Raw genomic sequence first — 12583 nt, forward strand, 5'->3', positions numbered from 1 at the left:
CACCCGCCGTCCTTTTCCGGACGGCGGGTGGCGCTTTCTTGGTATCGGTTTCTCCTTCGGGAACCTGGCGGGCGGCTAGCCGCCCATCAGCGCGCCGCCGACGAACGGGTCCACGGCCAGGGCGATGAACAGCAGGGTCAGGTAGCTGATGGAGCCGTGGAAGACCTTCATGGCGCCCTTGTTGGACACGTCGCCCTTCTGGGCGCGCTCGTACAGGGCGTGGGATTCGTACAGGAACCAGGCGCCCGCCAGGACAGCGGCAACGGTGTACACCCAGCCGGCGCCGCCCAACGGAACCATCAGCAGCGAGCAAGCAACCATGGCCCACGCGTACAGCACCACCTGCACGGAGACGACCTTGGCCCCGGCGATCGCGCCGAGCATGGGGACGTTCGCCTTGCGGTAGTCCTCGCCGTAGCGCATGGAGAGCGGCCAGTAGTGCGGCGGGGTCCAGAGGAAGATGACCATGAACAGCACGACGGCGGGCCATTCGACTGTGTTCGTCACGGCGGACCAGGCGATCAGCACCGGGAAGCAGCCTGCGGCGCCGCCCCACACGATGTTCTGCGCGGTGCGGCGCTTGAGGATCATCGTGTAGATGACGACGTAGAAGACGATGGCGGCGAGGCCGAGCCAAGCGGAGAGCGGGTTGGCGCCGAACCAGAGGATGGCGATCGCCGCGGCACCGAGCACCCAGCCGAACACCAGGGCCTCACGCGGTGAGACCTCACCGGTCACGAGGGGCCGGTTTTCGGTGCGGTGCATCAGCTTGTCGATGTCTCGGTCGATGTAGCAATTGAAGACCCCGGCGCTGCCGGCGGCGAACGCGCCGCCCACGAGCGTGGCCAGGATCAGCCCGATGGACGGGAACCCGCGCTGGGCGAAGATCATGGTGGGCAGGGTGCTGACCAGGAGCAACTCGATGACCCGCGGCTTAGTCAGTGCCAGATACGCCTTGAACTTCCGGGAAAATCCACTCCCCTGTATAGCGGCAGAGGCATCGAGGTTGGTATCGCTTGTGCTCACGGTGGCAGTCACTCTGTTCTTTAGCTCTTGGTGTTCCTGCGGCGAAGCAACCGCGCCGTTCCCGTGGATGGGTCCGGGGTTGCACATGCCGCTGGCGGCCTCCGAATATCATACCGTGGCCCGGATGGACAGAAGGAACCTGCGAAACACCCATGTTTCGGAATGTTCACCCCCTCCCGGACGCCATGGTGATTCATAAATCGGAATTTTGCGGACAAATTTCCTGAATCCCACCAATAGGCCCGTTCTCTCGGGCTAAGCTGTCAGCAGATCAGCTCGTGCAGCCTCCTGAGAAAACGCATTCTCAGAAGTCCGGGTCTGGATGATAGATCAACGTTTCAATGGTGAACGGCTGGTGGACACCTCGCAGCGGGCACCGTTTCCCGCTCCGCGTCTGCTGTTCACCCCCGCCGCCGTCAGCACAGAGAGGGGCTCGGTTTACGTGCCACATTTGGAAGAGCAAGAACTGACTTGGACCAGCCTGGACCAGCGTGCAGTGGACACCGTGCGTGTCCTGGCCGCCGACGCAGTGGAGAAGGTCGGCAACGGCCACCCCGGCACGGCCATGAGCCTGGCACCGGCGGCATACCTGCTGTTCCAGAAGCTGATGCGCCACGACCCGAAGAACCCGGACTGGATCGGCCGCGACCGCTTCATCCTGTCCCCCGGCCACACGTCCCTGACCCTCTACATCCAGCTGTTCCTCTCCGGCTACGGCCTGGAACTGAAGGACCTTGAGGCCCTGCGCACCTGGGGCTCCCTGACCCCGGGCCACCCGGAGTACAAGCACACTGCGGGTGTGGAGATCACCACCGGCCCGCTGGGCCAGGGCCTGGCCTCCTCGGTCGGCTTCGCCTACTCGCAGCGCCGCCAGCGCGGCCTGTTCGACGCCGATGCTCCCGCCGGCGAGTCCCCGTTCGACCACACCATCTGGGTCATCGCCTCCGACGGCGACCTGCAGGAAGGTGTCACCTCCGAGGCGTCGTCGCTGGCCGGCCACCAGGAACTGGGCAACCTCGTTGTGGTGTACGACGAGAACCACATCTCCATCGAAGACGACACCGACATCGCCTTCACCGAAGACGTGCTGAAGCGCTATGAGTCCTACGGCTGGCACACCCAGCGGGTCGACTGGACCAAAACGGGCGAGTACGTCGAAGACGTCCAGGAACTGTACTCGGCACTGCTCGCGGCGAAGGCCGAGACGTCCAAGCCGTCCATCATTTCGCTGCGCACCATCATCGGCTACCCGGCACCGAAGAAGCAGAACACCGGCAAGATCCACGGCTCGGCCCTCGGTGCCGAGGAGGTCGCAGCCCTGAAGAACGTCCTGGGCTTCGATGCTGCCAAGTCCTTCCAGGTCGACGACGAGGTCCTGGCCCACGCCCGCCAGCTGGTCGAGCGCGGCGCCGCTGCGCGCACCGAGTGGCAGGCCTCCTTCGAGGCATGGCAGTCGGCCAACCCGGAGAAGGCAGCCCTGCTCGAGCGCATCGAGGCCAAGAAGCTCCCGGCCGAGCTCGACGCCGCCCTCCCGGTGTTCGAAGCCGGCAAGGACGTCTCCACCCGTGCCGCCTCCGGCAAGGTCCTGAACGCCATCGGCCCGGTGCTTCCGGAGCTGTGGGGCGGTTCGGCCGACCTCGCTGAGTCGAACAACACCACCATCGAGGGCTCGCCGTCGTTCATCCCGGCCTCCCGCTCCACCGACGCGTGGACCGGCAACCCGTACGGCCGGGTGCTGCACTTCGGCATCCGCGAGCACGCCGCCGCGTCGATCGTGAACGGCATCAGCCTGCACGGACGCACCCGTGCGTTCTCGGGCACCTTCCTGATCTTCTCCGACTACCAGCGCCCCGCGATCCGCCTCGGCGCGCTGATGGGTGTGCCGTCCCTGTACGTGTGGACGCACGACTCCATCGGCCTGGGCGAAGACGGCCCCACCCACCAGCCGGTGGAACAGCTCGCGTCCCTGCGTGCCATCCCGGGCCTGGACGTGGTCCGCCCCGGTGACGCGAACGAGGTCGCCGTGGCATGGAAGACCATGCTGGAGAACCACGAGAACCCGGCCGGCATCGTGCTGACCCGCCAGAACATCCCCACCTACGCACGTGGTGCGGGCGACGCCGCGGGTGACACCTTCGCCTCCACCGCAGGCGTTGCAAAGGGTGCCTACGTGCTGGCCGAGGCTTCCAAGGACGGCGCCACCGTCCCGGCCGACGTGATCCTGATCGCCACCGGTTCCGAGGTCCAGCTGGCCGTCCAGGCCCGCGAAAACCTGCAGGCCGAAGGCATCGCCGCCCGCGTGGTCTCCGTGCCCTGCGTGGAATGGTTCAAGAAGCAGGACCCGGCCTACCGTGAATCCGTCCTGCCGGCAGCCGTGAAGGCCCGCGTCTCCGTCGAGGCAGGCCTGGCCCTGGGCTGGTCCGAGTTCGTCGGCGACGCCGGCCGCTCCATCAGCCTCGAACACTACGGCGCCTCCGCCGACTACAAGCGCCTCTTCAACGAGTTCGGCATCACCGCCGACGCCGTCACCGCGGCGGCCAAAGACTCCCTCGCCGGCCTTTCGGCCTGATTTCCAAGGAGAAACACAAAATGACTACTCCCACCCAGCAGCTGTCCGACGTCGGCGTTTCGATCTGGCTCGACGACCTGTCCCGTGAGCGCCTCGCCAGCGGCAGCCTTGCCAAGCTGATCGAGGAAAAGAACGTCGTCGGCGTCACCACCAACCCGTCGATCTTCCACGCGGCCATCACCTCCGGCCACGACTACGACGCGAAGATCGCCGAAGAAGCAGCCAAGGGCGCTTCGGTGGAAGAGACCATCTTCGAGATCACCACCACCGACGTCGCCGACGCCTGCGACCTGTTCGCGCCGGTCGCCGCAGCCACCAATGGCGTGGACGGCCGCGTGTCCATCGAGGTCGACCCGCGCCTGGCCTGGGACACCGAAGGCACCATCGCCGAGGCCAAGCACCTCTACAAGAGGGTCGCCAAGGACAACGTCCACATCAAGATCCCGGCAACCGTTGAAGGCCTCGCAGCCATCACCGCCGTGCTCGGCGAAGGCATCAGCGTCAACGTGACCCTGATCTTCTCCCTGGAGCGCTACCGGGCAGTGATCAACGCCTTCCAGTCCGGCCTCGAGCTGGCCAAGGAAAACGGCCACGACCTGTCCAAGATCCACTCCGTCGCCTCGTTCTTCGTCTCCCGCGTGGACACCGAGATCGACAAGCGCCTGGACGCGATCGGCACGGAGGAAGCCAAGGCCCTCAAGGGCAAGGCCGGCGTCGCGAACGCCCGCTTGGCATTCCAGGTCTACGAAGAGCTGTTCTCCACCGAACGCTGGGCCGTGCTGGCCGAAGCCGGCGCCCTGCCGCAGCGTCCGCTGTGGGCTTCCACCGGCGTGAAGGACCCGGCCTACCCGGACACCCTCTACGTCACCGAACTGGCTGCAGCCGGCGTCGTGAACACCATGCCGGAGAAGACCCTCGATGCCACCTTCGACCACGGCGTGGTCACCGGTGACACCATCGCCGGCAGCTACGAGGAAGCCAACTCCGTCCTGAACGCCCTCGAAGGCCTCGGCGTCTCCTACAACGACGTTGTCGCCCTTCTGGAATCCGAAGGCCTGGACAAGTTCGTGGCTTCCTGGAAGGAACTCCTCGGAGACGTCGAAGGCGCCCTCGCATCCGCACGGAAGGCTTCCTGACCCTTATGAGCTCACTCAGCTACGACGCAAGCGGTGCCGCACAGCAGGCCATCGAGCAGCATGTCCCGGCACTTGTTGAAGACCGGATCGCCAGCCGGATCTTCGCGAAGGACCACACCCTTTGGGGTGCCGACGCGGAATCCGAATCGGCCATCCGCCTCGGATGGGTGGAAGCGGCCACCGTTTCCCAGCCCCTGGTCGAAGGGATCCTGGAACTCCGGGACGCCCTGAAGGCAGAAGGCATCACCCGGATTGTCCTGTGCGGCATGGGCGGCTCCTCGCTCGCCCCGGAAGTCATTGCCGGAACCGCCGGCGTCGAGCTGACCGTGCTGGACAGCACCGACCCCGAACAGGTCGGTGCTGTCCTCGCGGACCGCCTCGCCGAAACCGCCATCGTGGTTTCGTCCAAGTCCGGCTCCACCGTGGAAACCGACTCCCAGCGGCGTGTCTTCGAGAAGGCGTTCGACGACGCCGGCATCGATGCCAAGAGCCGCATCATCATCGTCACCGACCCGGGCTCGCCGCTGGACAAGGCCTCCCGTGAAGCCGGGTACCGTGCGGTCTTCAACGCCGACCCCAACGTCGGCGGCCGTTTCTCCGCCCTGACCGCCTTCGGGCTGGTTCCGTGTGGCCTGGCCGGCGTCGACATCCAGGCACTCCTGGACGAAGCGGAAGAAGCCGCGGAAATCCTCCGCGAGGACTCCGCAGACAACATCGGCCTGCGCCTGGGCGCCGCCCTCGGCGGCACCTCCCCGCTGCGCAACAAGATCGTCATCGCCGAAGACGGTTCCGGCATCGTCGGTTTCGCCGACTGGGCCGAACAGCTCATCGCCGAATCGACCGGCAAGCTGGGCACCGGTGTGCTGCCCGTCGTCGCGGGCCCCTCGGCCCCCGAGGTCAGCGGCGGCGCCGACGACGTCCTGGTGGTCCGCCTGGTGGGCGCCGATTCCGACGTCGAACTCGGAGCGAACGAAGCGGCGATCGCCGGCGGCCTCGCCACCCAGATGTTCGTGTGGGAGTTCGCCACCGCCGTCGCCGGACGCCTGCTCGGTATCAACCCCTTCGACCAGCCCGACGTCGAGGCCGCCAAGGTGGCTGCGCGCGGCCTGCTGGACGCACGCCCCGAGCCCACCCCGGCCAACTTCACCGACGGCGCCATCGAGGTCCGCGGCGGAAACTGGCTGGGCGCTGCGGCCACTGTGGAAGAGGCTGTGAAGGCGGTGCTCGGCGGGCTCGGCCAGGACGGCTACCTCAGTGTCCAGGCCTACTTCGACCGGATCGCCTTCGCACCGTTCGAGGCCGTCCGCGACCAGCTCGCAGCTGCCAGCGGCCGTCCGGTAACGTTCGGTTGGGGTCCGCGGTTCCTGCACTCCACCGGCCAGTTCCACAAGGGCGGCCCGGCGATCGGCTCGTTCCTGCAGATCACGGCGGCCGGTTCCGGGGACGTCGAGATCCCTGAGCGCCCCTTCACGTTCGGCCAGCTGATCGCAGCCCAGGCCGCAGGTGATGCCCAGGTCCTCGAAAACCACGGACGTCCCGTCCTCCGCCTGCACCTCGTGGAGCGGAGCGCGGGTGTCGCCCAGCTCCAGGAAATCGTCGCCGCGCTGGCCCCCCAGGCCACCGCGCTCGAAAGCTAAGGCACAATCCAAACATGCCAGAAACTGAAAACGGCAGGAAAACTGCCGTCCGCAATCCCCTGCGGGATCCGCGCGACCGGCGCCTGAACCGCATCGCGGGACCGTCGTCGTTGGTGTTCTTCGGAGTCACCGGCGACCTCGCCCGCAAGAAGCTCATGCCGGCCGTGTACGACCTCGCGAACCGCGGGCTGCTGCCACCTAGCTTCGCGCTGGTCGGCTTCGGCCGCCGCGACTGGAGCAACGAGGACTTCGCCAACGAAGTGCGGGAGAACGTCAAGGCGCACTCCCGCACCCCGTTCGACGAGGCGGTCTGGAACCAGCTGTCCGAGGGCATCCGGTTCGTCCAGGGCGAGTTCGACGACGACGAGGCGTTCAAGCGCCTCGACGCCACACTGGCCGAGCTGGACGAGAACCGCGGCACCCGGGGCAACCACGGCTTCTACCTGTCGATTCCGCCGAAGGCGTTCGAGCAGGTCTGCCGGCAGCTGTCCCGCCACGGACTCGCCCAGGCCGCGGACGGCCAGTGGCGCCGTGTGGTCATCGAGAAGCCCTTCGGCCACGACCTTGAGTCGGCCCGGAAGCTGAACGACATCGTCGAATCCGTGTTCCCGCAGGACGCGGTGTTCCGCATCGACCACTACCTGGGCAAGGAAACGGTCCAGAACATCCTGGCGCTGCGCTTCGCGAACCAGCTGTTCGAACCGATCTGGAACGCCAACTACGTGGACCACGTGCAGATCACCATGGCCGAGGACATCGGCACCGGCGGCCGCGCCGGCTACTACGACGGCGTGGGCGCGGCCCGCGACGTCATCCAGAACCACCTCCTGCAGCTGCTGGCCCTGACCGCCATGGAGGAGCCCATCTCCTTCAACGCGGACGACCTGCGTGCCGAGAAGGAAAAGGTCCTGGCCGCCGTCAAGCTGCCCGAGGACCTGTCCACGCACTCGGCCCGCGGCCAGTTCACCGGCGGCTGGCAGGGCGGCGAGCTCGTCCAGGGCTACCTTGAGGAAGACGGCATTCCCGCCGATTCCAAGACGGAAACCTACGCTGCCATCCGGCTGGACATCAACACCCGCCGCTGGAGCGGGGCGCCGTTCTACCTGCGCGCCGGCAAGCGCCTGGGCCGCCGCGTCACCGAGATCGCGGTCGTGTTCAAGCGTGCCCCCAACCTGCTGTTCCGTGACCACAGCGAGGACGACTTCGGCCAGAACGCCGTGGTGATCCGGGTGCAACCGGACGAGGGCGCCACGATCCGTTTCGGGTCGAAGGTCCCGGGCACGCAAATGGAAGTCCGCGACGTGACCATGGACTTCGGCTACGGCCACTCCTTCACGGAGTCCAGCCCCGAAGCCTACGAACGGCTGATCCTCGACGTTCTGCTGGGCGAACCGCCGCTGTTCCCCCGCCACCAGGAAGTCGAAGAGTCCTGGAAGATCCTGGACCCCTTCGAGGAGTACTGGGCAGGCCTGGATGAACAGCCCGAACCTTATGCTCCGGGCAGCTGGGGGCCGGCTTCGGCCGACGAACTGCTGGCCCGTGACGGACGAAGCTGGAGAAGGCCATGATTGTAGATCTTCCCGACACAACCACCTCCAAGATCTCCAAGAAGATCACTTCCCTGCGCGAACAGGGCGGCGTCATCGCCCTGGGGCGGGTGCTGACTCTCGTGGTCGTCACCAAGTCCGGCCTGGAGGAAGAAGCGATCGAGGCGGCCAACGAGGCCAGCCGCGAACACCCCTGCCGGATCATCGTGCTGGCCGACGCCGGGGCCGAGGCCCCGGACCGGCTGGACGCCCAGATCCGTGTGGGCGGCGACGCCGGTGCCTCCGAGGTGATCGTGCTGCGCGGTTTTGGTTCACTGGCCAAGGAGAGCGAATCGCTCGTGGCCGGGCTGCTGCTGCCGGACGCCCCGATCGTGGCCTGGTGGCCGCACGGCGCCCCGGACAACGCCTGCGAAACGTCCATCGGCCGGATCTCGCACCGCCGCATCACGGATTCGGCCAATGAGCCCGATCCGTCTGCCGCCCTGGAACGGATCCGCACCACGTACCGGGCCGGCGACACCGACCTGGCCTGGACCCGCCTGACGAACTGGCGCCTGCAGCTCGCCGCGGCGCTGGACCAGGTGGACGACTCCCCCGTTACGGCCATCACCGTGGAGGGCGCCTCGGATTCACCGAGCACCCTGCTGCTCGCCGCCTGGCTGACCCTCTTCCTCGACGCCCCGGTGGAGATCGTGGAGGACCCGGCCGGCACCGGAATCCGGCGGGTACTGCTGAGCCGTGCCACCGGCGACGTCCAGCTGCACCGTCCGGGACTGACCGTGGCCGAGCTGACCCAGCCCGGCCAGCCGGCCCAGCGCATTTCGCTGCCCCGCCGCAGCCTGCGCGATTGCCTCGCGGAAGAACTGCGCCGGCTCGATCCGGATGACGTCTTCGGCGAAGTGATTACTATGGGACTGCCCCGCACCGACAGCAAGGAGTAGCGTTCCGTGACCGTTGAGCCCAGAGTAAGCATCCACCCCGACTCCACCGTCCTGATGGCCGCGATAGCGGCCCGCCTCATCACCAAGCTGGTCGATGTGCAGGACAAGCACGGGGAAGCCACCGTCGTCCTGACGGGCGGCACCGTGGGAATCGGAACCCTCAAGGCCGTGGCGGCCTCCCCGGCGGCCCCGGCCGTGGACTGGTCCCGAGTCAACCTCTGGTGGGGTGACGAACGGTTCGTGGCCAAGGACAGCCCGGACCGCAACACCCGCCAGGCACGCGAGGCGCTGCTGTCCGTCCTGCCGCTCGATCCGGAGCGAGTCCACGAGCCCGGTTCCTCGGACGAATTCGCCTCGGCCGACGACGCCGCCGCGGACTACGCCGCCCGGTTGAAGGCGGCCGCCGAGGCCGAGCACGCCGCCGACACCTCGGACAACCGTCCGGCGGAAGCAGGCAATCTGCCGCGCTTCGACGTGCTGCTGCTCGGCGTCGGCCCCGATGCGCACATCGCCTCGCTCTTCCCCGAGCAGGCAGGCATCCGGGTCCAGGACCGCACGGTTGTGGGCGTGGAGAACTCCCCCAAGCCGCCGCCGTCGCGCGTTTCGCTGACGCTGCCGGCTATCAACTCTGCGCAGGAGATCTGGATGGTCGTCGCAGGCGAGGACAAGGCCGGCGCGGTCGGCCTGGCCCTCGCCGGTGCGAACCCGGTGCAGGTCCCGGCAGCGGGACCGCACGGCCGCTCGCGCACGCTGTGGCTGATCGACGAGAACGCGGCCTCCCGCGTTCCCCAGCAGCTAGTCCGCAAGGATCCCGCGGGAGCGTAACCTTTTCAGCGCTCCAGCCAGGACACGTTCAGCGTCCTGGCTGGAGCGCCTTTCTTTAACGTAATCGAGGTGGCTCTTGAACACCTCGTCATCCTGCCGTTCGCAGGGCGCCACGCCGGGCTCCCGGGCGGCCACGAGGCCGCACTTCGGGCAGTCCCAAGTCGGCGGGATCTGGTCGTCGGGCAGCTTAAGAAAAACAAGCCGCGTCTCGTGTCCATTGGCGCACCAATAGGGGACACGAATACGCGGCAAGTTTTCGCCGACAGTGCTGTCGGACTCGTTTTTGGGACCTGTTCCGGCGGTTACGCCGGCCCTGGTGCCCCGGAATCCCTGGCTGCCATGGACCATCGTCAAGCTCCTTGAGAGTCGGCTGCATCGCGTGAAGCCACGCAGCCAAGTCTAATGCCGGGAGCCCGACGGCGGCAGTGCCGGTTTCCGTCGCGGAAAGGCTTTTGCCTAGGAGTCTCCGCCGGAGGTGAAGCGCATGATCAGCCCGAGGCCGATGATCACCACGCCCCAGGTGCAGCCGAGCACGATGGTGAAGCGGTTGAGGTTGCGCTCCGCGACGCCCGAGGAGCTGAGGCCGGAGCTCATGCCGCCGCCGAACATGTCGGACAGCCCGCCGCCGCGGCCCTTGTGGAGCAGGATGAGCAGGGTCAGCAGAAGGCTGGTGATGCCCAGCAGGATCTGCAGGATTACTTGAAGAACGTCCACGACGGCCTTTCAGGAGTGCGGAAAGCGGGAGCGCTACCGGGCCTAGACCGCGGTGATGTGGCTCTCGAACCTGACAATGTTAGCAAACTCGGCCGGGTCGAGGCTGGCGCCACCCACGAGGAGTCCGTCCACGTCGGCTTCGGCCATGATCGCTGCGGCGTTGTTGGCCTTGACGGAGCCGCCGTAGAGGAGGCGGGTGCCGGCGGCCACGGCGTCGTCGAACAGGGAAGCCAATTCCGCGCGGATGGCGGCACACATTTCCTGGGCGTCTTCCGGACCTGCGACCTCGCCCGTGCCGATGGCCCAGACGGGCTCGTACGCGACGACGAGTTCATTGGCCTGGTCTGCGGTGAGGCCTTCGACGCCGGCGCGCAGCTGGGCGAGCGTGTGCTCCACGTGGGTGCCGGCCTGGCGGATGTCGAGGCCTTCGCCGATGCACAAGACCGGGGTGACCTCGTGGCGGAAGGCAGCCTTCACCTTGGCGTTGAGGACCTCGTCGGACTCGTTGTGGATGGTGCGGCGTTCGCTGTGGCCCACCAGGACGTAGGAGCAGCCGAGCTTGTTGAGGAACTGGCCGGAGATGTCGCCGGTGTAGGCGCCGGAGTCGAACTGGGACAGGTCCTGCCCGCCGTAGACGACCTTGAGCTCGTCGCCCTGGACGAGGGTCTGGACGCCGCGGAGGTCGGTGAACGGCGGGAAGACGGCAACCTCAACCCGGCTGTAGTCGTGCTTGGCGTCGGACAGGGTCCAGGCAAGCTTCTGCAGCAGGGTGATGCCCTGGACATGGTCCATGTTCATCTTCCAGTTGCCGGCGATGAACGGCGTGCGGACGAAGTTTCCGTTGGCAGAGGTTGTCACGTGTGCTCCAAAGAAGTAGTGAAAAGGGAACCGGCAAGGTGCTGCTCCAAATAGAGCGGCACCTTGCCGGCCTGGTGCCTGCTGGCGGGTGTTGCTGCCTAGCGGTCGAGAACGCTCAGGCCCGGGAGTTCCTTGCCTTCAAGGTATTCCAGGCTGGCGCCGCCGCCCGTGGAGATGTGGCCGAACTGCGAATCCTCGAAGCCGAGCGTGCGCACGGCCGCGGCAGAGTCGCCGCCGCCGACCACGGTGAAGGCTTCGGTTTCCGTCAGCGCCTGCGCGATCGCGCGGGTGCCGGCGGCGAAGGCCTCGAACTCGAAGACGCCCATGGGGCCGTTCCAGAACACGGTGCGTGCGCCCTTGATCTGTTCGGCGAACAGGGCCGCCGATTCCGGTCCGATGTCCAGGCCGATGCCTGCGGCACCGAAGGAGCTTTCTTCGATGGCGTCCGCGGCGACGGTCTCGTGCTCGGCGTCAGCGGCGAAGCGGCTGACGACGACGACGTCGACCGGGATCACGAAGGTGGTGCCGGCGTCGGACGCGCGCTTGAGGTAGTCCTGGACCACCGGGATCTGGTCTTCCTCGAGGAGGCTGCTTGCCACCTTGTGGCCGGCGGCGGCCAGGAAGGTGAAGAGCATGCCGCCGCCCACCAGGATGGTGTCGGCCTTGCCCAGGAGGTTGTCGATCACGGCGAGTTTGTCCGAGACCTTGGAACCGCCGAGGACCACCACGTAGGGACGCTGGGTGTCGGCCGTGAGCTTGCGCAGGACCTCGACCTCGGTGCGCACGAGGTCGCCCTGGTAGGACGGCAGGCGGGTGGCGACGTCGTAGACGCTGGCGTGCTTGCGGTGCACGGCACCGAAGGCATCGTCCACGAAGGCACCGTTGTCCCCGGTCAGGGCCACCAGCTCGTCGGCGAAGGCGCCGCGCCCGGCGTCGTCCTTGCTGGTTTCGCGGGCGTCGAAGCGGACGTTCTCCAGGACGAGCACTCCGCCGTCCTGCAGGCCGGCTGCGGCCTCCTTGGCGGCGGTACCGACGGTATCCGCTGCCAGGGCGACCGGGAAGTCAGCCAGTTCGGCGAGGCGCGCCACGGCGGGCTTCAGGGAGTACTTGTCTTCGGGAGCGCCCTTGGGGCGGCCGAGGTGGGCGGTTACGAGCACACGGGCACCGGCGTCCGAGAGCTTCTTGAGGACCGGGAGGGAGGCCTTGATGCGGCCGTCGTCGGTCACTGTAGAGCCGTCGAGCGGCACGTTCAGGTCACTTCTGACGAGAACGTACCGCCCGCGGACACCTTCAGCGATGAGTTCGTTGAGGGTGTGAGATGTCATGTGTC

At 67.2% G+C, this 12583-nt stretch carries 11 protein-coding genes; 6 read left to right on the forward strand and 5 right to left on the reverse strand.

Features of this window, described 5'->3' with window-relative positions; genetic code table 11:
* Positions 1-75: 75 nt before the first annotated feature.
* Entirely contained in the window at positions 76-1038 is a 963-nt protein-coding gene (locus D3654_RS02210) for a heme o synthase (protein ID WP_120519905.1), read from the reverse strand.
* A gap of 439 nt (positions 1039-1477) precedes the next feature.
* On the opposite strand from D3654_RS02210, the gene tkt reads away from it, so the two are divergent.
* From tkt to pgl, 6 genes are read left to right on the forward strand one after another with little or no spacing between them, the layout of a single operon-like run.
* A complete protein-coding gene (tkt, locus tag D3654_RS02215) occupies positions 1478-3595 on the forward strand; it encodes a transketolase (RefSeq protein ID WP_120519978.1) in 2118 nt (705 codons plus the stop codon).
* Positions 3596-3615: 20 nt separating this feature from the next.
* On the forward strand, positions 3616-4731 hold the full coding sequence (gene tal, locus D3654_RS02220) for a transaldolase (protein WP_120519906.1): 1116 nt from the start codon (positions 3616-3618) through the stop codon (positions 4729-4731).
* A 5-nt stretch (positions 4732-4736) separates the two neighbouring features.
* The gene (locus D3654_RS02225; RefSeq protein ID WP_120519907.1) at positions 4737-6368 is read left to right on the forward strand and encodes a glucose-6-phosphate isomerase; all 1632 of its coding nucleotides are present in this window, start codon (positions 4737-4739) and stop codon (positions 6366-6368) included.
* Positions 6369-6382: 14 nt separating this feature from the next.
* Positions 6383-7936, forward strand: a complete 1554-nt coding sequence (zwf, locus tag D3654_RS02230) for a glucose-6-phosphate dehydrogenase (RefSeq protein ID WP_115787355.1) — start codon at positions 6383-6385, stop codon at positions 7934-7936.
* Positions 7933-8856 carry a glucose-6-phosphate dehydrogenase assembly protein OpcA gene (locus tag D3654_RS02235; protein WP_120519908.1) on the forward strand — a complete coding sequence of 308 codons (924 nt, stop codon included), beginning with the start codon at positions 7933-7935 and terminating at the stop codon, positions 8854-8856. Before zwf ends, D3654_RS02235 begins: the two co-directional genes overlap by 4 nt.
* Positions 8857-8862: 6 nt before the next feature.
* The gene (gene pgl / locus D3654_RS02240) at positions 8863-9681 is read left to right on the forward strand and encodes a 6-phosphogluconolactonase (protein ID WP_120519909.1); all 819 of its coding nucleotides are present in this window, start codon (positions 8863-8865) and stop codon (positions 9679-9681) included.
* Here pgl and D3654_RS02245 read toward each other — a convergent pair.
* The 4 genes from D3654_RS02245 to D3654_RS02260 all read right to left on the reverse strand — a co-directional run bounded on the left by D3654_RS02245 (position 9652) and on the right by D3654_RS02260 (position 12578).
* Entirely contained in the window at positions 9652-10029 is a 378-nt protein-coding gene (locus D3654_RS02245; RefSeq protein ID WP_120519910.1) for an RNA polymerase-binding protein RbpA, read from the reverse strand. The two genes, pgl and D3654_RS02245, sit on opposite strands and share 30 nt — an antisense overlap.
* 108 nt (positions 10030-10137) lie before the next feature.
* Entirely contained in the window at positions 10138-10395 is a 258-nt protein-coding gene (gene secG / locus D3654_RS02250; protein WP_074589634.1) for a preprotein translocase subunit SecG, read from the reverse strand.
* 42 nt (positions 10396-10437) lie between these two features.
* Entirely contained in the window at positions 10438-11253 is an 816-nt protein-coding gene (gene tpiA, locus D3654_RS02255; protein ID WP_120519911.1) for a triose-phosphate isomerase, read from the reverse strand.
* A 98-nt stretch (positions 11254-11351) separates the two neighbouring features.
* Positions 11352-12578, reverse strand: a complete 1227-nt coding sequence (locus tag D3654_RS02260; protein WP_120519912.1) for a phosphoglycerate kinase — start codon at positions 12576-12578, stop codon at positions 11352-11354.
* Between the last annotated feature and the right edge of the window lie 5 nt (positions 12579-12583).

It is taken from the genome of Arthrobacter celericrescens (assembly GCF_003614925.1).
Lineage (GTDB): Bacteria > Actinomycetota > Actinomycetes > Actinomycetales > Micrococcaceae > Arthrobacter > Arthrobacter celericrescens.

What these genes read in the sequence shown, in the direction of transcription:
- tal (WP_120519906.1), top strand. Translation starts at nt 3,616, where the DNA reads ATGACTACTCCCACCCAGCAGCTGTCCGACGTCGGCGTTTCGATCTGG.
- D3654_RS02225 (WP_120519907.1), top strand. Translation starts at nt 4,737, where the DNA reads ATGAGCTCACTCAGCTACGACGCAAGCGGTGCCGCACAGCAGGCCATC.
- zwf (WP_115787355.1), top strand. Translation starts at nt 6,383, where the DNA reads ATGCCAGAAACTGAAAACGGCAGGAAAACTGCCGTCCGCAATCCCCTG.
- D3654_RS02235 (WP_120519908.1), top strand. Translation starts at nt 7,933, where the DNA reads ATGATTGTAGATCTTCCCGACACAACCACCTCCAAGATCTCCAAGAAG.
- D3654_RS02245 (WP_120519910.1), bottom strand. Translation starts at nt 10,029, where the DNA reads ATGGTCCATGGCAGCCAGGGATTCCGGGGCACCAGGGCCGGCGTAACC.
- D3654_RS02260 (WP_120519912.1), bottom strand. Translation starts at nt 12,578, where the DNA reads ATGACATCTCACACCCTCAACGAACTCATCGCTGAAGGTGTCCGCGGG.